We start from the raw sequence: 26905 nt of genomic DNA on the forward strand, positions 1-26905 counted from the left end.
GTTAGTACCCGCTGTCGTTGGTCAGGATAAAGTGACCCGGTTCAACCTCGCGGTATTCCGATGGCTCGGGTACGTAGCCGATCGGATGGATCGGGGACGGGATCGGTTTGAAATTCAAATCCTTTTCCGACTTGCGTTTGTTCGGGTCCGCGATCGGAACGGCCTTCATCAATGCCTGCGTGTACGCGTGCTGTGGGTTTTCAAAGACCCGTGCGCGTGGCCCAAGTTCGACGATCCGGCCCAGATACATCACGCCAACATAGTGGCTGACCCGCTCGACCACCGCCATATCGTGGCTGATGAACAGGTAGGACAGGCCCAGTTCGGACTGCAATTCCATCATCAGGTTCAGAACCTGCGCCTGAACCGAAACGTCGAGCGCGGAAACCGCCTCGTCCGCAATGATCAGTTTGGGGTTCAGGGCCAATGCGCGGGCAATCGCGATGCGCTGCCGTTGACCACCGGACATTTCGTGCGGGAAACGGCGCATAAAGCTGCGCGGCAACTGCACCTTGTCGAACAGTTGTGCGACACGGTCCTGCAGTTCCGATCCAGACGCAACGCCGTAGTTGCGCATCGGTTCGGCCACCTGATCGACCAATTGCATCTGCGGGTTCAGCGACGCAAAGGGGTCCTGAAAGATCATCTGCATGTCCAGACGCGCCTTGCGCAACCCGCTCTGGTCCAGCTTCATGATGTCAACGCCGTCCAGATCGATCTCACCCGACATCGGCTCCACCAGCCGCAGGATGGACCTGCCGGCCGAGGATTTGCCACAACCGGATTCACCCACAAGGCTCAGCGTCTGCCCCCTGTTCAGGTCAAAGGACACGTCCTCAACCGCATGTACATTGGAAATCGTGCGCCGCAGCAGGCCGCCTTTGACCGGGAACCGCGTGGTCAGGTTTTTGACCGACAGCAGGACCTCTTCGGTTCCCGGGATCGGAGCAATGGTCTGATCCTCTTCCCCCAGCAACTTCATCGGCTCGGGCGCAGATTTACCCTGCATTTCGCCCAGCTTGGGCACGGCGGCAAGCAGGGCTTTGGTGTATTCGTGCTGTGGGTTCTCGAAGATGTCCTTGACCGGCCCTTCTTCGACCTTGTTGCCGCGGAACATGACCACCACGCGATCAGCCATCTGCGCGACCACTGCCATGTCATGGGTGATAAACATCACCGCGGTCCCGGTTTCCCGCTTGAGGCGATCCATCAGAGCAAGAATTTCGGCCTGAATGGTCACATCCAGCGCAGTTGTCGGCTCATCCGCGATCAAAAGCCGTGGCTCGCAAGCCATCGCCATGGCAATCACCACGCGCTGACGCATCCCACCGGACAATTCGTGAGGATACTGCTTGAGCCGCCGCTCAGGTTCCGGAATGCGAACCTGACGCAGCAACTCCAAAGCACGGGCCTCGGCCTCGGATTTGGACATGTCCTTGTGAATCCGCAACCCCTCGGTCAGTTGACGGCCGACAGTAAAGACGGGGTTCAGAGCGGTCATCGGCTCCTGAAAGATCATGCCGATCTCGTTGCCGCGAATCTGTTTCATCAGATCCTGATCCGCCTGAGACAGGTCCATCTCATCGCCGTCGCGGCGGTCAAAGAGCAACTCTCCACCCGCGATTTCGCCTCCACCGAACTCGACAAGACGCATCAGGGACAGCGAGGACACCGATTTGCCCGAGCCGGATTCACCAACGATACAAACGGTTTCGCCCGGATTCACCTCGAACGAAACATCTTCGACCCCGACGACAGGACCGTCCTTGGTCTGAAACTCGACGCGAAGTTTTTTTATCTGGGCAATAGGTTGGTCCAGCACGCAGGCGCTCCCCTTGGCATCTTTTTGTTCGAATGCCTGACGCTAAGGCGGCAACGCCCGAAAAGTCAAACCCGTTGCCATTTTTCGCAGCGGCAGCCCTTGCATTTTTCTAAAGTTCTGTTTCGATAACCTGCGTAACCGTATTGGGGAGAGTACGGCATCACAGCAGGGCCACCTGATTTTGCGATTCAAAATCAGCACCTTACCCCAGCGCGGCAACGCCAAATCCGCAGGCCTTGCGGAGATACATTGAGACACACAAGTGTCCAACATGGAGTGTATGATGAAAATCAAAACCCTTTTGCTTGGCGCGATCGCAAGCACGGCGATGGCCCCGGTGGCCTTTGCCGAGCGTGGATCGGACGGCAATGTCAGCATCATTTACTGGCAGGCGCCATCGATCCTGAACCCGTTCCTGTCGGGCGGCACAAAGGATGTGGAAGCGTCTTCGCTGGTGATTGAACCGCTAGCGCGCTACGACCAAGACGGCAACATGGTTCCGTTTCTGGCCTCCGAGATTCCGACGGTTGAAAACGGTGGCGTCAGCGAAGATCTGACCACGATCACCTGGAAAATCGCCCCGGGAATAACGTGGTCGGACGGCACACCGTTCACCTCGGCTGATGTGAAGTTCACTGCGGAATACTGTATGCACCCCGAAGGCGGCTGCGCGCAGGTGACAAAGTTTGAAGGCGTGACCTCTGTCGAGGCTGTGGATGACATGACCGTCAAGGTCACCTTCGACGCACCAACCCCTTTCCCCTATGGCCCCTTCGTCGGCGGTGAAAGCCCGATCATCCAGGCCGCGCAGTTTGCCGATTGCGTGGGCGCAAAAGCTCCCGAATGCACCGAGCAGAACTTCAACCCAATCGGCACCGGTCCGTTTGTTGTCACCGAGTTCAAACCGAACGACGTCATCACATTCAAGGCCAATGACAACTATCGCGATCCGGCAAAACCGGCATTTGCAACCGTAACGTTCAAAGGCGGCGGCGACGCAACGGCGGCTGGCCGCGCGGTCATGGAAACCGGCGAGTTTGATTATGCCTGGAACCTGCAACTGGCGCCCGAAGTGATCGCGCAGATGCAGGAAGGTGGCAAAGGTACACCGGTGGCTGGCTTTGGCCCGCTGGTTGAGCGTATCATGCTAAACCAAACCAACCCATCGCCTGATCTGCCGGAAGGTGAGCGCTCAACCGCTGCACATCCGCATCCGTTCCTGACGGACCCGGCGGTTTACAAGGCAATGTCGTTGGCGATCGACCGCCCGCTGCTGGTGGAAATCGGATATGGTCAGGCAGGTCGCGTGACCTGTAACTGGGTTCCAGCTCCGGCTGCGTTCAATTCAACTTCGATGACCTGCGACACTCAGGATATCGAGGGCGCCAAGAAACTGCTGGACGATGCGGGCATCGTCGACACTGACGGCGATGGCGTGCGCGAAAAAGACGGCGTTCCGCTGAAAATCGTCTATCAGACCTCGACCAACGCCGTTCGTCAGGACTTCCAGGCACTGATCAAGGAATGGTGGAGCCAGATCGGTATCGAATCCGAACTGCGCAATATCAACGCATCGGTCTTCTTTGGTGGGGATCCGGGCTCGCCCGATACCTTCCAGAAGTTCTATGCCGACGTTGAGATGTACGCCAACACCTTCAACGGCACCGACCCGCAATCCTATCTGGGCAACGGTCTGTGCGATAAGGCTCCGCGTCCTGACACGCAGTGGCAGGGTGAAAACATCAGCCGCTTCTGCAACGCTGAGTATGACAAGCTGCACGCACAACTGGCCGAGACAGCTGGTCTGGAAGCTCGCGCCGAAATCGGCAAGCAGTTGAATGATATCATTGTTCAGAACGGCGGTATGATCCCGTTGGTGCACCGTGGTCGTCTGTCGGCGCACGCAAACACCCTGGGTGGTGTTATCCTGAACGTCTGGGACAGCGAGCTGTGGAACGTCGCTGACTGGTACCGCAAGACCGGTTCCTAACCGTTAGCTATGCAAAAACCGCGCCCCGATTCCTGTCGGGGCGCGGTCTTTCGCATTTTCCACCAACAAGAAGACGCATATAAAGGCGCCTTGTAAATGCTCAACTTCACCATCAGACGACTGATACTGGCCGTACCCACGCTGCTGTTCATCAGTCTCGTTATCTTCCTGCTGCTCGAACTCGCACCCGGCGATCCGATGGCGCAGGTTCCCCTCACCGTTCCGCCCGAAGTCAAAGAGAAGATGCGCGAGGCCCTTGGCCTTGGCCAGCCGATGCATATCCGGTTCTGGAAATGGATCGTGCAGTTCTTCTGGATTGAACCGCAGGTTCTGATCGATCACATGTTCGGCACAACCTTCTCCGAAGGTGACTTGCGTGTGATTTCGTGGCAGACCCGCTCACCCGTCATGGACATCGTCGTTCAGCGTATCCCGCAGACCCTGTGGGTTGTCGGCACCGCCTACGTGGTCGCCATCCTGATCGCCCTGCCCATCGGCATCTATTCCGCCTACCGCCAGTATTCCTGGTTCGACCAGATGGGCACTTTCGTGTCGATGGTCGGCTTTTCGGTTCCACCGTTCTTCTCGGGGGTTCTGGTGATCGTGATCTTCTCGGTCCAGTTGGGTTGGTTCCCGTCGATCTATGACACCACCCATGTGGTCAACAGTTGGGACAGCTTTGTCGTGCAGCTCAAGCAGATGATCATGCCGGTCATGGTTCTGGCGCTGCAGATCACCGCACAGCTCAGCCGCTTCATGCGCGCCTCGATGCTGGATAACCTCAATCAGGACTACGTTCGCACTGCTCGCGCCAAGGGTCTGAGTGAATATACCGTGGTCATGGTGCATGTTCTGCGCAACTCGATGATCCCGGTTGTCACCGTGATCGCGTTGGGGATTCCGGCCATCTTTGGCGGCGCGATCATTACCGAGCAGGTGTTCAAGGTAAACGGCATCGGCCAGTTGCTGATCGGGGCCATTCAGGCCAACGACCTGCCCATGGTGCAAACCCTGACCTTCATCTTCGCCGTGCTGATCGTTCTGTTCAACCTGATCGCTGACGTGCTTTACGGCATTCTGGACCCGAGGATTCGCTATGACTGATCATGATCGTACCGATACGCTGGTCCCTGACGAAGGCCTCGCCCCCGCCTCGACGGCCTTGCCAACATCCGACGTGATGGAAGAACTGGCCACCCCGCCACGCAGTCAATGGCGGGATGTCTGGGATCAGTTCAAAACCCACAAAGGCGCGATGATCGGAGCCGTCCTGTTCATTTTCATCGTCGCCGCAGTCTATCTGGGGCCTTACATCTGGACGATTGATCCCACGCAGATCGATATCCGGTCCCGAAATCAGGGACCAAGTCTGGCGCATCCGTTTGGCACCGACCAGCTAGGCCGGGACATTCTCGCCCGGATGATGTCAGGTGGCCAAACCTCGGTCTCCGTTGGCATCACCGCAATGCTCTTGGCCCTGTTCCTTGGTTCGTTCATCGGCGTCGTCGCCGGCTTTTTCAAACGCCTTGATGGCCCGCTGATGCGCCTGACGGATCTGTTCCTGGCGCTGCCTCTGCTGCCGCTGCTGCTGGTCATGATGCTGCTGTTCCGCGAGCCTTTGTCGGCGGCCTTTGGCTTGGAACGCGGGATCTTCATCCTGATCGTCTGCGCCATCGGCATCACGTCGTGGATGCCCACCGCGCGGATCGTTCGGGGTGACGTTTTGGCCATCAAAGAGCGTGAGTTCGTCCTGGCGGCCCGATCCATCGGGACCAGCAACGGACAGATCATCACGCGGCATATCCTGCCCAACGTGCTGTCACCGATCATGGTGTCGGCCACGCTGGGCATTGCCACGGCAATCATCACGGAAAGTGCCCTGTCCTTCCTGGGGTTGGGCTTTCCGCCTGACTTTCCGACATGGGGCCGCTTGCTGTTCGACGGCGTTGACTATCTGCAGCAATACCCCGAGCGTGTGTTCTGGCCCGGACTTGCGATTTCGCTGACGGTGCTGAGCGTCAATTACTTGGGTGACGGTCTGCGCGACGCGCTCGACCCGCGCATTCGCGGGCGCTGAACCAGCAATCAGTCGGCGCGCTGTAGCGCGCCGGCGCACAGTATGATCAGAACAGCCAATGGCAGCAGGACTGCGAAGGCCATCCGCAGGGTCAGAAGCTCGGCCAGAAATCCGATCATTGGCGGGCCGATCAGCAATCCTCCATATCCCAACGTGGCGACACTGGCGATTGCCTGACCCGGTGGCACATGCGGGTCACTTGCGGCTCGGCTGAACGCCAGCGGCATGATGACTGCATACCCAACCCCCATGAGAGTGAAGCCCGCCAGAGCCACCGGCGCGTTTCCCGACGACACAACACAGAACACACCAATCGCCGCGCAAACACCGCCGAAACGGGCCGATGCGACAGGCCCAAACCGGGCGATTGCAACGCCACCTGCCAGTCGGCAGACCACCATGGCAACGGAAAACACGGCATAGCCCAGTGCGGCCACGCGTTCGGCCGCACCCGTGACATCCCGCAGGAAAATCGCGCTCCAATCGGCGACCGCGCCTTCACCCAGAGCGCCGCAAAGGGCAGTGAAACCAACGAGGATCAGCGCGCCTGAAGGCAGTGCAAATACAGAAGCCTGCGAGGACACAGACTGCCGCGATGTCCATGGTACCCAGGACAGGACCAATGCGAAGATGACCACCGCACCGCCGGCCAGCAGGAAATGCTGCATAACGGAAAGCCCAAAGCTTACAGCGGCAAAGCCGCTGACCGCACCCAGACCGGCTCCAAGGCTCCACATCGCGTGAAAGGACGACATGAGCGGTTTGTCGTAGGATTGCTCAACTTCCGCCGCCCAGGCATTCATCGCCACATCCATTGACCCATGAAACGCACCAAAGAGAAACAGAAAGGCTGCAAGTGCTGCAAAGGTCCCTGCAAGGGGCAACAGAACCAGTGAAAACGTGTAAAGGACCGCAATGATGCGGGTCACTGAAACAGCCCCAAACCGATCCGTCAGCCGTCCGGTCACGGGAAAGGAACAGACCGCCCCTGCGGCCATGAACAGCAGACCATAGCCCAGATCTTCATGGCTGAGATTCAGGTGATCGCGCACGGCGGGGATGCGAGAGGCCCAGATGCCAAACAAGGCACCGTTCAGGATGAACATGGCGGCCACGGCCCGCCAGGCAGAAACTACACCGATCACTGGAACCTCTGGTCGCAAATGTCCAATGGCGGCCAGTTCTACTAAGGTGCCCGCCCGTGGCAAGCTATTCTTACTCCAGTCGGCGACGGATACGGCGCACCGCAAACCAAACGGCCAGAACAACGGGGATCGTGACGACGGCGGTTAGCATGCCTTTGCTGATCCCGGCCTGCGTCAACGGGTACAACAGATAGCTGACAAGCGAGACCGCATAGTAGCTGATGGCAACCACTGACAACCCTTCGACCGTATGCTGAAGCCGCAGTGCCAGATCCGCGCGCCGGTCCATGCTTTCCAACAAGGCTTGGTTCTGCGCGCTGCGTTCCACATCGACGCGGGTACGTAGCAACTCTCCGGCCCTGATGGCCCGGTCCGACAGCGTCTGCAGGCGTTTCTCGGTCGATTTGACGGTTCGAATGGCGGGATCATATCGGCGCATCATGAAGTCGGCAAAGGTCTGCCCGCCGTGAAACCGCTCTTCCCGCAGAACCTCGATCCGCTGATTCACGATGGCTTCGTAGGCGCCCGTTGCGCCAAAGCGGAAGGCGCAGCGGGCCGACAATGTCTCCAGCTCGGTCGATGTTTTTAGCAGTTGTGGCAAAAGATCATCCGGATGGTTGTCGCCATCGGTCATTTCCACCATCAGTTCCGTGAGGCGTTTGTCCAGCTCACCGATCCGCGGCATCAGGCTTTTGACACGGGCAAACCCGAGCATCGACATGGCCTTGTACGTCTCGATCTCACACAGGCGCTGTATGACGCGACCGGTTCGCCGCCGGCCCGTGCCCTCTGACACGAACACTGCAAATCGCATATGGCCTGCAGGATCGATGCGAAAGTCACTGGCGCAGATCACTGAATCGTCCAGCACGTTGGCCACGGCCAGGCTTTCCGGTTCGAACCATTCCGCCAATTCAGACATAATGGCATCGTCGTCGTCGCGCGGGACAACGCGCAGCATGGCCGAGGTGACTCGCTGTCCGGGACTGGCCAACAGCCAATCCTCGGGAAACACTTCGAAGTCGGCCGGATTGAAGGCGCGGTCGCTGACGTTTTGCGTGATGGCCGTGTAGGTCACAAACTCTGTATGCTGCTCCCATTTCAACCAGTGCCGGCCAATCTGGCCGGAATAATGCGTCGCGTCCGGCTGTGGGTACTGAGCACCGTGCCGATCCAGCAGATCGATCAGGTGGGCAATATCTTCACCGCGATCGCGCGCAACGGCCTCGACCGGTTTCTTGATCGCCAGAAAGACGACTGTGCAAGGCGCCTTGGCAACCGGAAAAGGGCGCGCGTGCAATTCATTGGCCAAAGCATAGCGCAAAGGATGGTCGTCAATCGGCGTCATTCTTGGGTCCCTTTCATCCGGGGGACTATACGCTATATGCGCATGACATCAATTCTCTTTTTATTTCAGATACTTACAAGGATACAACGGTATACAAGTCCGCTATCTCATTGATTTGGCTTCCAGAGCTTGGGCGGATTGATTTGATTTGCGTGAAGCGAAGCTTGGTTTCCTGAGACATCAATCCAACACACCTTCTTTTCAGCCAATTCTTTTTCCGTCAGACAACGTCGATGCGTGAAGAAACAAAAAAGGCGCCCACTTGAGGCGCCTTTTCGTTTTACCAACGCTGAGATCAGTCGATCATGGGCAGCAGCTTGTCCAGCGACTGTTTGGCGTCGCCATAGAACATGCGGGTGTTTTCCTTGAAGAACAGCGGATTTTCGATGCCCGAGTACCCCGTACCCTGACCGCGTTTCGAAACAAACACCTGCTTGGCCTTCCAGCATTCCAGAACCGGCATGCCGGCGATGGGGCTGTTGGGGTCTTCCTGTGCCGCAGGGTTCACGATGTCATTGGACCCGATCACAATGGCCACATCCGTATCCGGGAAATCCTCGTTGATCTCATCCATTTCCAGAACGATGTCATACGGCACCTTGGCCTCGGCCAGCAGAACGTTCATATGGCCCGGCAGACGACCCGCAACAGGGTGGATCGCAAACCGGACGTTCTTGCCCTGTGCACGCAGCTTGCGGACCAGTTCGGACACGGATTGCTGCGCCTGCGCGACGGCCATACCGTAGCCGGGAATGATCACAACACTGTCCGCATCGTTCAGCGCCGCCGCCACACCGTCTGCCTCGATGGCAATCTGTTCACCCTCAACGGCCATTTGCTCACCCTGAGGGCCACCAAAGCCGCCCAGGATCACGCTGACAAAGTGACGGTTCATCGCCTTACACATGATGTAGGACAGGATCGCACCGCTTGAGCCCACCAGCGCACCGACGACGATCAACAGGTCGTTGCCAAGGCTGAAGCCGATTGCCGCAGCTGCCCAGCCCGAGTAGCTGTTCAGCATCGAAACAACCACCGGCATGTCGGCGCCACCGATGCCCATGATCAGGTGATACCCGATGAACAGCGCCGCCAGAGTCATCAGGAACAGCGGGAAAAAACCGCCCGAGCTGGTGTACCAGATCAGACAGATGAACGACAAAGCCGCCGCACCAGCGTTCAGCGCGTGGCCGCCCGGCAGTTTGGTTGCCGCCGAGGTCACTTTGCCCGCCAGCTTTCCATAGGCCACGACAGAGCCGGTAAAGGTGATCGCACCGATGAAGATACCCAGGAACAGTTCGACATGCAGGATAGCCAGTTCCGCCGGTGTCTTCTTGGCAATCAGCTTGGCAAAGGCACCCAGATCGGACAGGTCAGCCTGACTGGCAGAATCCACAATTGCCATGACCTGTGCCACGTTTCCGATCTCGAAATGCGCGTTGAAGCCGACGAAGACAGCCGCCAGACCGACCAGCGAGTGCATCGCGGCCACAAGTTGCGGCATCTCGGTCATCTGCACACGCTGTGCGACGTACTGGCCGATGAAACCGCCGCCCGCGATCAGCAGCAGCGACAGCAGCCAAAGGCCGGATCCCGGGCCGACCAGCGTTGCAAAAACCGCCAGCGCCATACCGACGATGCCGTACCAGACCGCGCGCTTGGCGCTTTCCTGGTTCGACAGACCGCCGAGGGACAGGATAAACAGAACAGCCGCAACGACATAGGCGGCGGTGGTGAAGCCAAATTCCATGTGCCCGGCCTCCTTAAGATTTCTGGAACATGGCAAGCATGCGCCGTGTTACAAGAAAGCCGCCGAAGATGTTGATCCCGGCCATGAAGACGGACAGCGCCGCCAGCAGAATGACCAGGAATGACCCCGACCCGATCTGCATCAGGGCCCCAACGATGATGATCGACGAGATCGCGTTGGTGATCGCCATCAACGGAGTGTGCAAGCTGTGCGAGACGTTCCAGATCACCTGGAAGCCGACAAAGATTGCCAGCACGAAGACGATGAAGTGCTGCATGAAGCTGGCCGGTGCGACCAGCCCCACCAACAGCATCAGCGCCCCGCCGACACCCAAAAGAGTGAACTGCTGCTTGGTCTGCGCCTTGAAGGCAGCGACTTCCTGCGCCTTTTTCTCTTCCGGGGTCAGTTCCTTGACCTCGGCCTTGGGCTGCGCCGCGATCGCCTGAATCTTGGGTGGTGGTGGCGGATAGGTGATCTCGCCCTCGTATGTGACTGTCGCCCCGCGGATCACGTCATCTTCCATGTCGTGATTGACCTGACCGTCCTTCTCGGGTGTCAGGTCTGACATCATGTGGCGGATATTGGTGGCGTAAAGCGATGAGGACTGCGATGCCATGCGGCTGGCGAAATCGGTGTAGCCGATGATGGTGACGCCATTGTCGGTTACAACCTTCTCATCTTTCACCGTGCCTTCCACGTTGCCGCCGCGTTCCGCCGCAAGGTCGACGATGACCGATCCCGGCTTCATCGCCTTGACCATATCCTCAAGCCACAGCTTGGGTGCCGGGCGGTTGGGGATCAGGGCCGTCGTGATGACGATATCAATTTCCGGAGCCAGCTCACGGAACTTGGCCAACTGGGCATTCCGGAATTCTTCCGATTGAACCGACGCGTACCCGCCGGTCGCCGCACCGTCCTGTTGCTCCTCTTCGAAGTCGAGGTAAACAAATTCGGCGCCCATGGATTCGACCTGCTCGGCCACTTCGGGCCGCACGTCAAAGGCGTATGTGATCGCACCCAGCGAGGTTGAGGTCCCGATGGCAGCCAGACCGGCCACACCGGCGCCGACGATCAGCACCTTGGCCGGCGGTACTTTACCCGCGGCCGTGACCTGACCGGTGAAGAAGCGCCCAAAGTTGTTGCCCGCCTCGATCACCGCACGGTAGCCTGCGATATTCGCCATCGAGGACAGTGCGTCCATCTTCTGCGCCCGGCTGATCCGCGGCACCATCTCCATGGCGATCACATTCGCGCCTTTGGACTTGGCCAGTTCCATTCCGTCTTCATTCGCAGCTGGATTGAAGAAGGAAATCAGCGTTTTGCCCTTGGTCAGACGCTTCATCTCGGTCTCGGTCGGTATCCGGACCTTGGCGATGATGTCAGAATTCTTCCACAGAGACGCTGCGGTCTTGACGATTTCGACGCCCGCCGCCTTGTAGGCTTCATCCGAGAAACCGGCGGCCTGTCCGGCGCCCTTCTCAATGGCGCAGTCATAGCCCAGTTTCTGCAGTTGCACGGCAGACTCTGGGGTCATCGCAACCCGGTTTTCGCCGTCCAGTACTTCTTTTGGTGTGCCTATTTTCACTGGCAGTCCCCCTAATTCTCACTCGAACCGAGCGGGTGGTCGGTATTGTTTGTTAAGCAAAGATGTATCCTGCGCAAGATTATTTCGCAAGCGCAGCATTTTTGACGTGATGTCATGGTCCGTCGCACCTTAAATCCACCGGCGTGTTTTGCGTTCGTAGCGGGCGAAATCCGCGCGAAACGTTCGGCGCAGCCGATCCTCTTCGGGCAGGATGAAGCGGCGCTCCAGAACCCAGACGAATATCGGCACCAGCACAAGCGACAACACGGCGTCAAACCGCAGGATCAGACCCGCGAGGATCAGGACATCCCCTAGATAGATCGGATTACGACTGCGCTTGTAGACGCCCGATTGCACCATGGCGGTCGGCGTTTCATGCGGGATAACCGTTGTCCGGTGACGCCGGAATTCGACGATGGCCAGAACGGCCAGCAGGATACCGCCCCCGATCAGAACACCGCTGAGCAGCCCCGTAAGACCCCCTTTCAGCGAAAGGTCGAAACTCAGATAGCGCCCCTGCAGCCACGCCAGCATTATGAACCCCAACAGCCAGACAGGTGGTACGTCAATCCGGCGCATGTTCGATCCTCGTCTGACGACACGCAGTGGCACATGTCGTTTCTGTGCGACGTCCTACCGCTTTCGAACCGGAATGGCAAAACCTCAGTATGTCGCATCAATGGACAGGCCAGTGGTGATCAGATAGGCCATGGACAAATGGCGATCCACAATACGAGGTAGTTTGCCCTTATGACTGATTTCTCTGCGACAAAGGCCATGTTCGAATTGCCGGAAGGTGTGCTGTATCTGGACGGTAACTCTCTGGGCCCATTGCCAAAGGCAGCAGGCGACCGGGTTCACGCCATGATGCGCGACGAATGGGGTCAGATGCTCATTACCGGGTGGAACAAGGCCGGGTGGATGGGCCTGCCCACCGGGCTGGGGGATCGGATCGGGCGCCTGATCGGTGCCGAGGCCGGCAGCGTCGTGGTCGGTGATACCTTGTCGATCAAGGTCTACCAGGCGGTTGCCTCGGCTCTGGAGCTGAACCCTGGGCGCAAGGTCGTCCTGTCGGACAACGGCAACTTCCCATCCGACCTGTATATGGTTGACGGTTTGTTGCGCTCTCTTGGCTCCGAGTATGAACTGCGCGTCGTCGATCCCGAAGACGTGGCAGACTCCGTCACCGAAGAGACCGCGGTCCTGATGCTGACCGAAGTGGATTATCGCACTGGGCGCATGCACGACATGAAAGCCCTGACAGAGCTGGCCCATGCCAATGGCGTTGTTACAGTCTGGGATCTGGCGCATTCCGCCGGAGCAGTTCCGGTCGATCTGGCCGGTTGCAACGCCGATTTCGCAGTGGGCTGCACGTACAAATATCTCAACGGCGGGCCCGGTGCGCCGGCCTTCATCTACGCGGCGCCGCGGCTTTCCGAAAACGTGCGTCCGGCATTGTCCGGCTGGCTGGGACACGAGGCCCCGTTTGCCTTCGATCTGGACTATCGCCCCGGGTCGGGAATTGAACGAATGCGGGTTGGCACCCCGCCGGTGATCCAGATGACCGCGTTGACGGCGGCGATGGATGTCTGGGATAGGGTCGAGATGGCGGATGTTCGCGCCAAATCCATCGAACTCACAGAGTTGTTCGTGGCGCGGGTCGAGGATTCCTGCCCGGGCTTGATACTCGCGAGTCCGCGCGACCCAGAGCAGCGCGGCAGTCAAGTCTCATTCCGGTTCGAGGACGGCTATGCGGCAATGCAGGCTTTGATCGCGCGCGGGGTGATCGGCGATTTCCGCGCGCCGGATATCATGCGGTTTGGATTCACGCCTTTGTATATCGACGAAGCCGATGTCGAGCAGGCTGCGGATATTCTGGCGGACATCATACGCAACAGATTGTGGGACAGACCCGAGTATAAAGTCCGACAGCGGGTTACCTGACCTCAAGCCCCGCACCGATCAGAGCAGCCAACCGCGCTGTGCAGTTTTCGAACTCTTTGGCCCCAGAGGCGGTCATTTTGATCCCTATGAGTGTGCTTGTGATGGTTTTGGCAACGTCTGCGGGCTTGTGTTGCAAGCGTGCCCGGCCAGCATCTGCTTCGCGCGCCAACCACGCCGTATAGAGATCGGTCAGCCTTGCCTCACCCGTTTCGACAATATCGGTGGACATGGATTTGGACATGTCCAGCATCTCCAGCCCGTGCGGAGACGCCAGAATCGCGGCCATGCCATCCGTCTGGGCGTGAATGGCCTTGGCCAGAACATCTGAAACAGGTCCATCACCGGCCAGCGCCGCTTCAACCGCGCTGATCTTCTCATCATAGTGCAACTGCGTGAGCCTGCGAACAATGTCCTCTTTGTTCCTGTAGTGCAAATAGACCGCAGGGCGGGACATCCCCGCACCGCGCGCAATGTCGTCCATCGACGTTTTGCGGAATCCGTAGGCGGCAAATGCTTGAAAAGCCGAAGTCAGAATTGCCTTTTGCCGGGTGTCGTCAGCTGAATCTTTCATATGTGGATCACTGACATTTTTTGTTAATTTTGTCAATTGACACACTGACACTTTTCAACAATTATGTCAGGGCAAGCCACAACCAAGAGAGGTGCGCCATGGCGACGACCCTGAAAATCAACGGAACGTCTCATCAGGTTGACCTTCCGGACGATGTTCCCCTGCTTTGGGTTCTGCGAGATGAGGTCGGCCTGACCGGTACCAAGTTTGGCTGCGGCGTGGCTGCCTGTGGCGCCTGCACGGTTCATATTGACGGTGAGGCTGTGCGCTCCTGCCAGGTTGCGCTGTCGGATGTGTGGGGCGACGTGACAACGATTGAGGGCATCGGAACCCCGGAGGCGCTGGCCACCATTCAACAGGCCTGGGTGGATCATCAGGTTGCGCAATGCGGGTACTGCCAGTCGGGGCAGATCATGCAGGCCGCTGCCTTGTTGGCAGAAAACCCGGCCCCGACCGATGCTGATATCGACGAGGCGATGCAGGGCAACATGTGCCGGTGCGGCACATACCCGCATATCCGCGCCGCGATCCAGGACGCCGCTGCCAAGCTGAAGGAGGCATAAGCCATGGCACGTATTGGTAAAATCCTCCGCCGTACATTTTTGATTGGGTCTGCCGCAGTCGTCGGCGGCGTGGCATTCGGCGCCTATTACGTCAGCCGCCCGGCCCCCAATCCGCTGAAACCCGGAGAGGGCGAGGCCGCGCTGAACCCCTTTGTCCTGATTGATCAGAACGGCGTCACGCTGTTTGCGCCGCGCGCGGAGATGGGACAGGGCGTCAAGACCACATGGGCGGCCCTGATCGCCGAGGAACTGGACGTCGATCTGGATCAGATCACGGTTCTGCATGGCCCGGCAGCGGCGGCCTACTACAATTCCGCATTGGTCGGAGAGGGGCTGCCCAACAAGGGATATGACATCACGAATTTCCAGCACAATCTGGGTGAGGCACTGGGCGTGTTGGGCAAAGTGCTCAGCCTGCAGGTCACCGGCGGCTCGACATCGATGAAGGACGGGTTTGAACGAATGCGTCAGGCCGGCGCATCGGCCCGCGAAACGCTGAAACGTGCCGCTGCGGACCGGTTGGGCATGGACCCGTCCGTTCTGCAGACCGCATCGGGACATGTCATTGCACCCGGCGGGGAAAAGATCGCCTATACGGATCTGGCGGTGGCCGCCGCAGATCTTGAGCCTGTCGAGGTGCCGCTGCGCGATCCGTCCGAATGGCGGTATCTTGGCCAGACCCAGCCGCGTCTGGATATGGTTGAAAAGGCCACGGGAACCGCCGAGTTCGGAGTCGACGTCCGTCTGCCCGGCATGAAATTCGCCAGCGTCCGCATGAACCCGAAACTTGGCGGCGCGATGAACGGCTATGATGACAGCGCCGCAGCCTCCATGCCGAGCGTCGAGAAAGTGGTCGATCTGGGCACCGGTGTCGCAGTGATTGCCAACAACACATGGCTGGCCAATCAGGCGGTCGAGGCGATCGACGTGGATTGGGGGGATGCCCCCTACCCGCCTGACACGGACGCGATCTTTGCCAAGATTGCCGAGGCGTTCGACGACGCGCCCAATTCGACAATGCGCGATGACGGGGATGTCAGCGTCACGCCCGAGGGCGCGACGGAAATCACGGCAGAGTACCAAGTGCCCTATCTGGCTCACGCCACCATGGAGCCTATGAACGCAACGGCCCTCTATACCGGAGACGCGCTGGAACTGTGGTGTGGGAACCAAGCCCCGACGCTGATCCAGTTCCGCGTTGCAAATACCGCCAATCTCGACACCGAGGCGGTTCAGATACATACCACCTATCTGGGCGGCGGATTTGGCCGGCGGGGCGAGCTGGATTTCGGCGAGATCGCCACAAAGGTTGCCATGGCCATGCCCGGCACTCCCGTCCAGACGACCTGGAGCCGGGAAGAGGACATGCGCCATGACTATTACCGACCCGGCGCAATGGCCTGGATGCGTGGCGCGGTTCAGGATGGCAAGGCGGTTCTGATCGACGGCAAGCTCGCCGCTCAGTCCTGCACGCAGCAGGCGGTAGAGCGCTATACGGGCTTGCCCGGAGCGGGGCCAGACAAAGTTCTGGTCGAAGGCTTCTTCAACCAACCCTACGCCGTGCCGAACTATCGCATGAGCGGGCATATCGCCGATCTGGCGATTCCGGTCGGGTTCTGGCGATCGGTCGGCAACAGCCATAACGGTTTTTTCCACGAGACCTTCATGGACGAAATGGCCCACGCCGCAGGCCGCGACCCGCTGGAATTTCGCCTTGAACTGATGAAAGACGAACATGCCCCCTCTGCGGGTTGCCTAGAAGCCGTGCGAGAAATGTCGGGCTGGACCGGCGAGACGCCTGCGGGCGTCGGGCGCGGCGTTGCGTTCGCCTACAGCTTTGGCACGCCGGTCGCTCAGGTGATCGAGGTTGTGGACGAGGACGGCACGATCCGCATCACCAAGGCTTGGATTGCTTGTGACATGGGGCTTGCGCTGGATCCGGACAACGTCAAGGCGCAGATGTTCGGGGGCATGGTGTACGGTCTGTCGGCGGCCTGCTACGGTGAGATCACCTTTGCCGAGGGTGAGGTCCAACAGTACAACTTCCCTGACTACGATGCGCTCCGCATGCATACGGCCCCGCAGGTCGAGGTACGCGTGCTTGAAACCAACCGTCATATGGGTGGCGCAGGTGAGCCCGGAACACCGCCCTCGATGCCGGCGTTGGGCAATGCGCTGTTTGACCTGACCGGGAGGCGCGCGCGCACTCTGCCACTGATCAATCAGTTCAATCTGCTGGTCTGATCCCCGCCCACCGGTCCTGGCATATGGGCCGGTGCCGCGTTCAGGCGGATTTCTGGATCAATTGCGCATCCGATCCGGTCGACCAGGCCCGAACGGCTGCTCCAAACGCTTCGAACAGCGGGCGTGACACCGGATCGTTGATCGCGTCCCATTCAGGGTGCCACTGCACCGACAGCGTAAAGCCCGGCGCATCCTTGATATAGATCGCCTCGGGGGTCCCATCTGGCGCATGGCCGTCAATGACGACACGCTGCCCCAGCGACTTCAGGCCCTGACCGTGCAGGGTGTTTGTCATCACCTCGGTCGCACCGAACATCTGATGGAAAACGCCATCTTGCGACAAAGTCACCACATGGCGCAGCGCGAATTTCTCCTCAAGCGTTCCGTCAGGCGGCATACGATGGTTCATCCGACCCGGCAGATCACGGATTTCAGGATACAGCGTGCCGCCCATGGCCACATTGACCTCTTGAAACCCCCGGCAAATGCCCAGGAAAGGTTGGCCGCGTTCCACGCAGGCCCGCACCAGCGGAAGGGTAATTGCGTCCCGCGCGCGGTCGAACTCGCCATGCGCATCCGTGGCCGGTTCGCCATATTCCTCGGGATGCACATTGGGGCGCCCGCCGGTCAGCAGAAACCCGTCACAAACCTCCAGCAATTCCTCAACCGAAACATAGCGCGGGTCGGCGGGGATCAGCAGCGGCAGGCATTGCGAGACATTTGCCACAGCATCGGAATTCATCGTCCCACCGGCATGCGTCGGGTATTGATCGTTCATGAGATACGAGTTGCCGATAATACCGACGACGGGTCGACGCATTCAGTTATCCTTGCAGTTCACTTTGTTACAAAGAAGCTATCCGGAGCGGTAAGAACGTGCAACAGAACACGCCCTGCATGACAGCGCAAGGACATGTTCAGAGGTGCACAAGCCCGAGCGGGCAAAAATCCCGCTCAGATTTCACGTTCGTTCATTTTTTAGGCGGCTTCCGAACATCCGGCCGTTAACCAGAGTTGTGGCGGCTGTCACATCTCTCCGACCAGTCCGGCAGCCTCGATACCCGCTATGGCCGCAGCCGCATCGTTGTCGGATGTATCTCCAGTGACACCGACCGCACCAATCACGGCGCCTTTGCGATCACGTAACAAGACACCACCCGGAACCGGGATGACCTGGCCCCCATAAACGCCGTTCACGGCCGCCATAAAATACGCCTGATTCTCTGCCCTTTGCATTTGAGCGGTTCCTGCCATGCCCAACATGACCGAGCCATAGGCTTTGCCCTGGGCAATCGCAAACCGACCTGGGGCTGCCCCATCCTCGCGTTCAAAAGCAATGACGTGACCACCTGCGTCCAATACAACCACAGAAAGCGGCTTCAGTTCCATCTCATGTCCCTTGTCCAGGGTTTTTCGGATGATTGTGCGCGCCTTGCGTAGCGAAATGGACATCAGACTTTCCTTTAACATTATGGATGTTGGATATGACCGGCGGGCCGCCTGCCCGCCAGTTTGTCTCATTGTTCAGGCTTGGCTGGCTTTGAACTCCAGCCGACGGGCATGCAGAACGGGTTCGGTGTACCCTGAGGGTTGGACCCGGCCTTTGAACACAAGATCGCATGCGGCCTGAAACGCAATACCGTCAAAACCCGGTGCCATTGGCACATATGCGACATCACCTTGGTTTTGACGGTCCACGACGGCGGCCATCTTTTGCATGGCGGCCATAACTTGTGCCTCATCGACCACACCATGATGCAGCCAGTTCGCCAGCGCTTGCGACGAGATCCGACATGTGGCGCGATCTTCCATCAGGCCAACATCGTGAATATCCGGCACTTTCGAACAGCCAACACCCTGATCAACCCAGCGCACGACATAGCCCAGAATGCCTTGCGCGTTATTTTCGATTTCGCGGACGATTTCGTCATCGCTCAGGTTGCGACCGCCCAGCAGTGGAATGGTCAGCAGATCACCCAGAGTACCACGCGCGCCACCGGCTGCGATCTCGCCCTGACGCGCCAGCACGTCGACCTTGTGATAATGGGTCGCGTGCAGCGTCGCCGCTGTTGGCGACGGCACCCAGGAACAGTTTGCGCCTGACATCGGATGACCGATCTTGGCCTCAAGCATGTCGCCCATCCGATCCGGCATCGCCCACATGCCCTTGCCGATCTGAGCTTTGCCTTTCAAACCGCAGGCCAGGCCGATATCGACATTTCGATCCTCGTAAGACGCAATCCACGGCGTATCCTTGATGTCGCCTTTGGGCAGCATTGGGCCAGCCTCCATCGAGGTGTGGAACTCGTCCCCAGTCCGATCGAGGAAGCCCGTGTTGATGAAGGCCACGCGCGATTTCGCGGCCCGGATGCATTCCTTGAGGTTAGCCGACGTTCGGCGCTCTTCATCCATAATGCCAAGCTTCACCGTATTGCGTGGCAACCCGAGAATATCCTCGACCATGTCAAAGATCTCCACCGAGAACCCGACTTCTTCCGGCCCGTGCATCTTGGGTTTGACCACATAGACCGACCCGTGGACCGAGTTGCCGCCGTCGCGTTTCAGATCATGCATCGCGATCAGCGTGGTGCACATCGCATCCATCAACCCTTCGCCGATCTCACGACCCTCGGAATCCAGCACTGCGGGGTTTGTCATCAGGTGGCCCACGTTGCGGACCAGCATCAGCGAACGACCCTTCAGCGCCGCCTGTTCGCCTGTCGCATCGGTATATGAAATGTCTTCTGCCAGCTTGCGAGTAAACGTGCGGTCGGCCTTGGTGACCTCTTCGGTTAGGTTGCCTTTCATCAGACCCAGCCAGTGGCTGTAGGCAACAACCTTGTCAGCCGAATCCACGCAGGCAACCGAGTCCTCGCAATCCATGATGGCCGACAGGGCCGATTCCAGTCGGACATCCGAGATACCGGCCGGGTCGGACGCACCAATTGTGCTGGTTGCGTCGATCATGATCTGGATATGCAATCCATTGTTTTTCAGCAGAACAAAATCCGGCGCGGCCGGTGTTCCGCCGAACCCGACAAACGCGCCGGGGTCCGCGAGCGCCGGCACCAGCGCGCCCTCTTGGACGGACAGCCCGGTTACCTCCGCCCATGACCCTTTGACCAATGGAACCGCATCGTCCAGAAACGCCTTGGCCCAGGCAATTACCCGGTCTCCCCGCGCGCTGTCATACCCTCTACCGGCGGGTAGATCACCCATTGCGTCTGTTCCATACAATGCATCATAGAGGCTGCCCCAACGTGCATTGGCGGCATTCAATGCAAAGCGGGCGTTGGTGATCGGAACAACCAGTTGCGGGCCGGGTGTCAGGGCAATCTCGGGATCGACATTCGCGGTTTCGATCTGGAACTCAGGGCCTTCTTCGACCAGATACCCAATTTCACGCAGGAACGCCGTGTAGGCGTCCGGATCATGCGGCTGCCCCTTGCGGGCCAGATGCCAACCGTCAATTCGGCTTTGGATGTCGGCTCGTTTCGCAAGCAAATCCCGGTTCCTGGGTCCCAACTCGTCCACGATGCGCGCGAGACCGGTCCAGAACGTTTCGGGCGCGACCCCAGTTCCCGGCAATGCCTGGCGTTCGATGAAATCCACCAGTTCCCAAGCAATTTGCAGCCCTTTCCGGTTCTCTCTACCGCTCATGTTCCGATTCTCCAGCTTTGTGTGCGATTGTATGCGAGCACCAATTAGGGGGAAAGTTTCCGATAGGCAACTTCCACAACCGACTTTCTGGTCAGGGCGTCAGATACTCGCAACTTTGCAGTTCCTGCACCGAGTAATTGGATTTCTCCGGCTGTGCTTGCAGCCAACCTGCGATGCTCATAACGTCCGACCAGATTTGAACTGACGCGAGAGCCCGATGCGTGACCCTGCCCCCACCACGATTTATCTGAAAGACTACACGCCGTTCGGCTACCTGGTGGACAGCGTGCATCTGACTTTTGATCTTGCACCTCATGCAACACGGGTCACCTCGCGGATTGCCTTCCGCCCGAACCCGGACGCGACGGACAAGACGTTTTTTCTGCATGGCGAAGATCTGACACTGATCCGGGCCGCCATTGACGACCGCGAAATCTCACCCGAGACAACGGATAAGGGTCTGACAGCCGATGTGCCTGACGGCCCATTTGCGTGGGAGGCCGAGGTCGAGATCGACCCTGGCAACAACACCGCATTGGAAGGGCTTTACATGTCCAACGGCATGTACTGCACCCAGTGCGAGGCCGAAGGGTTTCGTAAGATCACCTATTACCCGGATCGGCCCGATGTGATGTCCACCTTCACCGTGCGCATCAACGGGGACCTGCCGGTGCTGTTGTCCAACGGCAACCCATCCGGCAAAGGCGATGGCTGGGCCGAATGGACCGACCCGTGGCCAAAGCCCGCCTATCTGTTTGCGCTGGTTGCGGGTGACCTGATTGCGCACTCAGACGCATTCACCACCCGGTCGGGGCGCGATGTGGACCTGAACCTCTGGGTGCGTCCCGGCGACGAGGGCAAATGCGACTTCGGCATGGAAGCCCTGAAAAAGTCGATGAAGTGGGACGAGGACGTCTATGGTCGCGAATACGATCTGGACGTCTTCAACATCGTGGCCGTCGACGATTTCAATATGGGCGCGATGGAAAACAAGGGGCTGAACATCTTCAACTCCTCCGCCGTCCTGGCCAGCCCGGAAACCTCGACCGACGTGAATTTCGAGCGGATCGAGGCGATAATTGCCCACGAGTACTTCCACAACTGGACCGGCAACCGGATCACCTGCCGCGACTGGTTCCAACTGTGCCTGAAAGAAGGCCTGACGGTTTTCCGCGATGCGCAGTTTACATCCGATATGCGCTCGGCTCCGGTAAAGCGCATCCACGATGCCATCGACCTGCGCGCGCGCCAGTTCCCCGAGGATAACGGCCCCCTCGCCCACCCGGTGCGGCCCGAAAGCTTTCAAGAGATCAATAACTTCTACACCGCCACCGTCTACGAGAAAGGTGCCGAGGTCATTGGCATGCTCAAGCGGCTGGTGGGCGATCAGGCTTATGCCGAGGCGCTGGATCTCTACTTCGCGCGTCATGACGGGCAGGCCTGCACCATCGAGGACTGGCTCAAGGTGTTCGAGGATGTGACCGGCCGCGACCTGAGCCAGTTCAAACGCTGGTATGCTCAGGCGGGCACGCCGCGCGTCAAGGTCGACGAGGCCTGGGCGGACGGGACCTACACGCTGACCCTCTCGCAATATATCCCCGACACGCCGGGTCAGACCGACAAACAGCCTATGCACATCCCCATCGCCGTGGGGCTTCTGGGGCCCAACGGCGACGAGGTACGCGCGACCGAAACGCTGGAACTGACCGAGGCGCGCCAAAGCTTCACCTTCGGTGGCCTCACCGCAAAGCCCACCGCCTCGATCCTGCGCGAATTCTCGGCCCCGGTTATTCTGGAACATGATGTCACCCGCGCCGAGCAGGCCTTTCTGCTGGCCCATGACACTGATCCGTTCAATCGCTGGAGCGCGGGGCGGGATCTGGCCACTCAGACGCTTCTCGCCATGACCACCGAAGACGCGGCGCCGCACGCGGATTATCTCGACGGCGTGTTGAGCGTGCTGCCCAGCGATGATCTGGATCCGGCTTATCGCGCGCTGATGCTGTGGCTACCTACGCAATCCGAACTGGCAGGGATGCTGGCCGAGCGGGGCGTTACGCCAGACCCGATGGCGATCTGGACCGCGGGCGAAACCTTACGGCAGGCGATGGCGCAACACACGCAGGACCTGCTGCCGCGCCTGCACAGCCAGATGAAGGTCGATACCGCCTATCGCCCCGACGCCGAGCAATCGGGCAAGCGCGCACTTGGATCGGGCGTACTATTCCTGACCACGCGCCTCGATGGCGGCGCCCTCGCCAAGCGCGAATACGCCGAGGCCAACAACATGACCTTGCAGCTCGCGGCGCTGAACGCGCTCTTGCGCGCAGGCCAAGGGCAGGAGGAACTGGCTGCCTTCTACGATCAGTGGAAAGAGGACCGGCTGGTCATCGACAAATGGTTCGGCCTGCAAGTGGCGATGGCCGCGCCTGAGGCAACGCCCAAGGTTGCCCAAGAACTGTCTGAACATGCTGATTTTAATTGGAAAAACCCAAACCGATTCCGCGCTGTGATGGGAGCTCTGGCCATGAACCACGCGGGGTTTCACCAGGCGGACGGCGCGGGATATCAACTGCTGGCCGATTGGCTGATCCGGCTTGATCCGGTCAATCCGCAGACCACCGCGCGCATGTGTTCGGCCTTCCAGACCTGGAAACGATACGATGCAGATCGGCAGGCCCTCATGCGGGCCCAACTGGCTCGCATTGCCGAGACGTCAAATCTGTCGCGCGACACGACCGAGATGGTGTCGCGCATCCTTGGCGCATGACGCCGTTTACGTTTGTCCGGCGGAACCGGAACGCGCGAACCATTGGCATTCTGATTGGTGTCTATGGCGCGCTCCTCGCGCTGTTGATCGTTTTCGATGCTGTCTGGTGGCTGGTGGGTTTGCTGTCTCTGGCCACTTTGCCGGCCGTCTGGGATGTGGTTCAGGACAGCAGCGCAGGGCTCAGTCTGGATCAGCACCACTTGCGCTGGTTTTCAGGCAAGCGTCAGGGTGAAGTCTCCAGCAACGACATAGACTTCTTCCGGTTTGACACACGCTGGGATTTTTCCGTGCGAATCTCGCTGGTTTTGCGGTCCGGCAAACGCGTAAGGCTGCCGGATGAGGCTTGTCCACCTCATCGGCAGTTCGAACAGGTCTTGCAAGAGGCCGGATACCGCGTCAAACGACACCATTTTACGGTTTTCTGAAACGATCCGCGCCTTCGGATCGGATTGATCAGGCTATTTCCAGAATTAGCAGCAATTAACTTGAAATGGGCGCAAATAGCAGCCAGACTTTGGCTTCAGGTTACGAGTTTTACAGTTTCGAGTTCCGCCATGTTTTGGTTTTTCAGGGCGATTTCCGCCCGTTTCTCAGCTTATCCGACGCAGATCGCGCCCGAATCGTGTGTGACAGAGGCCGCTTTGGCGAAAGCGTTGCCCGATCAGGGTCGGCTGAATATCCCTATCGCACAACTGGGATCCGAAGATCTGGTTGGTCGCGCATCCATCGAACATGGTCGCCATCTCGCCCGGCAGGACCGGTGGATCGAACTCGCAGACGAAATGCGGGCTGCTGATGACGCGCGGATTACAGCGCCGGATGGAATGCCGATTGCGGATCTGTTGGCGTTTGGCGCACGGTCCGATGTGGTTCTCGCGGCGGAACATGCGCTGTCTGATGGCAAGGCAATCTCGGATTATGACCTTTTGGGCGGTATTGCCGAGCTTGAAAGCGAAATGTCCGAGCATGCCGACGACCCGATGATCGCCGCCATTGTGGCCCTGGCGCATATCGACTTGGCCTGGGCGTGGCGCGGGACCGCGATGGACGCCACTCTGCCGCCCCTGCATCGATCACGCTGTGCTGCGCACTTTGACCGGGCCGCGGCTATCCTGCCCGATTGCCGCGCGGCGGCGCCCGACAGCCCATTGATCGCTGCCGCCGGTTGCGCGTTACTGGCGGGCCAACGAAAGGCAACGGCACGGGTTTCGGACGAGTATGAGCGCCTGATCACACTCGATCCCCAGAACCATCGACATATGCGCGCGATGGGCAGTCATCTGCTGCCGCGCTGGTTCGGCAGTTATGAAGAGCTAGAGGTTCAGGCCCTGCGCAACGCGGCACGGACACAATCCGACTGGGGCGCCGGCGGTTACACCTGGGTCCAGTTCGACGCGATCGCTCTGGACGAAGAGGCCTGTGCCCGCGTGGATGTCGCGTATTTCCTGGAGGGTCTTCGCGACATCGCGCGGCGGCGACCCGACCAGCAGACGATCAATATGCTGTCGGCCTATTGTGCAATCACGCTGCAGAACGGATTTGGTCTGAACGAAAAAGCGGATCTTGTTCGCAGCCAGATCCGCGAGGCAGCAAACTGGCTGATCCGCGATCATCTGACCGAATTGCATCCGTTGATCTGGGCCCATGCCGCCAACGGGTTCAACAACAGTGTCCGCATCAACTCGCCCGAACGGTTCGCCGCGCGGGGTCACCGGCATGCCATGCGCGCGATTGCCGATCTGTTCCGCGAGGAACTGGGCAGTGGCAAGGACGTCACTTTCACGCCCACCGGATTGCGGTTCACCACGCATTGAACGACGCAGGATTTGCGCGTTTCGCCGCCGTACCCCCTTGCCCCTTTGGCGTGCCACGCCTAATACGCAGGCTTAGACTTCTGCGGATATGAGGCGCGCCATGCTCGACCTGACATACGAAATGCCCAAAACCAAAACCATTGCCGGGGCCAAGCATGATTGGGAACTGGTGATCGGGATGGAGGTGCACGCTCAGGTCTCATCCAATGCCAAACTGTTCTCGGGCGCCTCGACCCAATTCGGGGCCGAGCCGAACTCGAACGTGGCCTTCGTGGACGCGGCAATGCCGGGGATGCTGCCGGTGATCAACGAATATTGCGTGGAACAGGCCGTGCGCACGGGTCTGGGCCTGAAAGCGGATATCAACCTGAAATCGGCTTTTGACCGCAAGAACTATTTCTACCCTGACCTGCCGCAGGGCTACCAGATTTCCCAGCTGTACCACCCCATCGTGGGCGAAGGTGAAGTGCTGGTCGAGATGGGCGACGGCACTGCGCGTATGGTGCGGATCGAACGTATCCACATGGAGCAGGACGCGGGCAAATCGATCCACGACATGGACCCGCATATGTCCTTTGTCGACCTGAACAGGACTGGCGTTTGCCTGATGGAGATCGTCAGCCGACCCGACATTCGTGGCCCCGAGGAGGCTGCCGCCTATATCGTCAAGCTACGTCAGATCCTGCGCTACCTGGGCACCTGCGACGGCAATATGCAGAACGGCAACCTGCGGGCGGACGTGAATGTCTCGATCTGTTTGCCGGGTGCGTATGAGAAGTATCAGGAAACACAGGATTTCTCGCATCTGGGCACCCGGTGCGAGATCAAAAACATGAACTCGATGCGCTTTATCCAGCAGGCGATCGAGGTCGAAGCCCGCCGTCAGATCGCCATCGTCGAAGGTGGCGGCAAGGTCGAGCAGGAAACCCGCCTGTATGACCCGGACAAGGGCGAGACACGTTCGATGCGGTCCAAAGAAGAGGCGCATGATTATCGCTACTTCCCCGACCCGGACCTGCTGCCGCTGGAGATTGAGCAGGCATGGGTGGATGATATCGCCGCCAAGCTGCCCGAGCTCCCGGATGATAAAAAAGCGCGTTTTATCAGTGAGTTCGGCCTGACGGACTATGATGCTTCTGTCCTGACCGCCGAGGTGGAATCGGCGGCCTATTTCGAGGAAGTCGCCAAGGGTCGCAGCGGCAAACTGGCTGCAAACTGGGTCATCAACGAACTGTTTGGTCGTTTGAAAAAAGAAGACCACGACATCACCGAGTCTCCGGTGTCTCCGGCCCAACTGGCCGGCATCATCGACCTGATTTCGTCAGACGCCATCTCGGGCAAGATCGCCAAGGACCTGTTCGAAATCGTCTATACCGAAGGCGGCGATCCGGCGCAGATCGTCGAAGAGCGCGGCATGAAGCAGGTCACCGACACCGGTGCCATCGAGGCCGCTTTGGACGAGATCATCGCCGCCAATCCGGCGCAGGTCGAAAAGGCCAAGGTGAACCCGAAGCTTGCCGGTTGGTTTGTTGGTCAGGTGATGAAAGCCACCGGCGGCAAGGCCAACCCCAAGGCCGTCAACGAGTTGGTGAGCAAAAAGCTGGGTTCGTAATCCACCAGTC

Annotated in this window: 20 protein-coding genes; 10 read left to right on the forward strand and 10 right to left on the reverse strand. The window is 59.2% G+C overall.

Annotated features, from left to right (window positions below):
* Position 1 precedes the first annotated feature (1 nt).
* Positions 2 to 1822, reverse strand: coding sequence for an ABC transporter ATP-binding protein (locus ACR3E0_RS14325; protein ID WP_480479484.1), 1821 nt, complete (start codon positions 1820 to 1822; stop codon positions 2 to 4).
* 283 nt (positions 1823 to 2105) lie between these two features.
* Here ACR3E0_RS14325 and ACR3E0_RS14330 point away from each other — a divergent pair, with 283 nt between their 5' ends.
* The 3 genes from ACR3E0_RS14330 (at position 2106) to ACR3E0_RS14340 (ending at position 5889) form a co-directional block, all read left to right on the forward strand.
* Positions 2106 to 3812 carry a peptide ABC transporter substrate-binding protein gene (locus ACR3E0_RS14330; RefSeq protein ID WP_480479485.1) on the forward strand — a complete coding sequence of 569 codons (1707 nt, stop codon included), beginning with the start codon at positions 2106 to 2108 and terminating at the stop codon, positions 3810 to 3812.
* Positions 3813 to 3908: 96 nt separating this feature from the next.
* Positions 3909 to 4916, forward strand: coding sequence for an ABC transporter permease (locus ACR3E0_RS14335; RefSeq protein ID WP_480479486.1), 1008 nt, complete (start codon positions 3909 to 3911; stop codon positions 4914 to 4916).
* Positions 4909 to 5889 (forward strand): ABC transporter permease, encoded by a 981-nt coding sequence (locus ACR3E0_RS14340; protein WP_480479487.1) that lies wholly within the window; start codon positions 4909 to 4911, stop codon positions 5887 to 5889. The genes ACR3E0_RS14335 and ACR3E0_RS14340 overlap by 8 nt, the downstream gene beginning before the upstream one ends.
* 8 nt (positions 5890 to 5897) lie before the next feature.
* On the opposite strand, the gene ACR3E0_RS14345 is transcribed toward ACR3E0_RS14340, so the two are convergent.
* The 5 genes from ACR3E0_RS14345 to ACR3E0_RS14365 form a co-directional block, all read right to left on the reverse strand.
* On the reverse strand, positions 5898 to 7034 hold the full coding sequence (locus ACR3E0_RS14345) for an MFS transporter (RefSeq protein ID WP_480479488.1): 1137 nt from the start codon (positions 7032 to 7034) through the stop codon (positions 5898 to 5900).
* A 70-nt stretch (positions 7035 to 7104) separates the two neighbouring features.
* Positions 7105 to 8382: a DUF3422 family protein gene (locus ACR3E0_RS14350; RefSeq protein WP_480479489.1), complete on the reverse strand. Its 1278-nt coding sequence runs from the start codon at positions 8380 to 8382 to the stop codon at positions 7105 to 7107.
* A 295-nt stretch (positions 8383 to 8677) separates the two neighbouring features.
* Complete coding sequence (locus ACR3E0_RS14355; protein ID WP_480479490.1) at positions 8678 to 10132, reverse strand: NAD(P)(+) transhydrogenase (Re/Si-specific) subunit beta; 1455 nt, start codon at positions 10130 to 10132, stop codon at positions 8678 to 8680.
* A 13-nt stretch (positions 10133 to 10145) separates the two neighbouring features.
* Entirely contained in the window at positions 10146 to 11717 is a 1572-nt protein-coding gene (locus ACR3E0_RS14360; protein WP_480479491.1) for a Re/Si-specific NAD(P)(+) transhydrogenase subunit alpha, read from the reverse strand.
* Positions 11718 to 11846: 129 nt separating this feature from the next.
* Positions 11847 to 12296 carry a methyltransferase family protein gene (locus ACR3E0_RS14365; protein ID WP_480479492.1) on the reverse strand — a complete coding sequence of 150 codons (450 nt, stop codon included), beginning with the start codon at positions 12294 to 12296 and terminating at the stop codon, positions 11847 to 11849.
* 171 nt (positions 12297 to 12467) lie between these two features.
* Here ACR3E0_RS14365 and kynU point away from each other — a divergent pair, with 171 nt between their 5' ends.
* Positions 12468 to 13661, forward strand: a complete 1194-nt coding sequence (kynU, locus tag ACR3E0_RS14370) for a kynureninase (RefSeq protein WP_480479493.1) — start codon at positions 12468 to 12470, stop codon at positions 13659 to 13661.
* Here the strand turns inward: kynU and ACR3E0_RS14375 are convergent.
* The gene (locus tag ACR3E0_RS14375; RefSeq protein ID WP_480479494.1) at positions 13654 to 14232 is read right to left on the reverse strand and encodes a TetR/AcrR family transcriptional regulator; all 579 of its coding nucleotides are present in this window, start codon (positions 14230 to 14232) and stop codon (positions 13654 to 13656) included. The genes kynU and ACR3E0_RS14375 overlap by 8 nt on opposite strands.
* Positions 14233 to 14330: 98 nt before the next feature.
* Here ACR3E0_RS14375 and ACR3E0_RS14380 point away from each other — a divergent pair, with 98 nt between their 5' ends.
* Positions 14331 to 14795, forward strand: coding sequence for a (2Fe-2S)-binding protein (locus ACR3E0_RS14380; RefSeq protein ID WP_480479495.1), 465 nt, complete (start codon positions 14331 to 14333; stop codon positions 14793 to 14795).
* A 3-nt stretch (positions 14796 to 14798) separates the two neighbouring features.
* Positions 14799 to 17039 carry a xanthine dehydrogenase family protein molybdopterin-binding subunit gene (locus ACR3E0_RS14385; protein ID WP_480479496.1) on the forward strand — a complete coding sequence of 747 codons (2241 nt, stop codon included), beginning with the start codon at positions 14799 to 14801 and terminating at the stop codon, positions 17037 to 17039.
* A gap of 40 nt (positions 17040 to 17079) precedes the next feature.
* On the opposite strand, the gene ACR3E0_RS14390 is transcribed toward ACR3E0_RS14385, so the two are convergent.
* From ACR3E0_RS14390 to ACR3E0_RS14400, 3 genes are all read right to left on the reverse strand, one after another.
* A complete protein-coding gene (locus tag ACR3E0_RS14390; RefSeq protein WP_480479497.1) occupies positions 17080 to 17859 on the reverse strand; it encodes a gamma-glutamyl-gamma-aminobutyrate hydrolase family protein in 780 nt (259 codons plus the stop codon).
* A 206-nt stretch (positions 17860 to 18065) separates the two neighbouring features.
* Positions 18066 to 18491, reverse strand: coding sequence for a GlcG/HbpS family heme-binding protein (locus tag ACR3E0_RS14395; protein ID WP_480479498.1), 426 nt, complete (start codon positions 18489 to 18491; stop codon positions 18066 to 18068).
* 72 nt (positions 18492 to 18563) lie between these two features.
* Positions 18564 to 20699, reverse strand: a complete 2136-nt coding sequence (locus ACR3E0_RS14400; RefSeq protein ID WP_480479499.1) for a malate synthase G — start codon at positions 20697 to 20699, stop codon at positions 18564 to 18566.
* A 217-nt stretch (positions 20700 to 20916) separates the two neighbouring features.
* Between ACR3E0_RS14400 and pepN the strand changes: the two genes are divergently transcribed.
* The 4 genes from pepN (at position 20917) to gatB (ending at position 26895) form a co-directional block, all read left to right on the forward strand.
* The gene (gene pepN / locus ACR3E0_RS14405; RefSeq protein ID WP_480479500.1) at positions 20917 to 23469 is read left to right on the forward strand and encodes an aminopeptidase N; all 2553 of its coding nucleotides are present in this window, start codon (positions 20917 to 20919) and stop codon (positions 23467 to 23469) included.
* Positions 23466 to 23894 (forward strand): hypothetical protein, encoded by a 429-nt coding sequence (locus ACR3E0_RS14410; RefSeq protein ID WP_480479501.1) that lies wholly within the window; start codon positions 23466 to 23468, stop codon positions 23892 to 23894. The genes pepN and ACR3E0_RS14410 overlap by 4 nt, the downstream gene beginning before the upstream one ends.
* Positions 23895 to 24023: 129 nt before the next feature.
* Complete coding sequence (locus ACR3E0_RS14415; protein WP_480479502.1) at positions 24024 to 25283, forward strand: hypothetical protein; 1260 nt, start codon at positions 24024 to 24026, stop codon at positions 25281 to 25283.
* 100 nt (positions 25284 to 25383) lie between these two features.
* On the forward strand, positions 25384 to 26895 hold the full coding sequence (gene gatB, locus ACR3E0_RS14420; RefSeq protein WP_480479503.1) for an Asp-tRNA(Asn)/Glu-tRNA(Gln) amidotransferase subunit GatB: 1512 nt from the start codon (positions 25384 to 25386) through the stop codon (positions 26893 to 26895).
* Positions 26896 to 26905: the final 10 nt, after the last annotated feature.

This window comes from Ruegeria sp. AJ12, assembly GCF_056536245.1.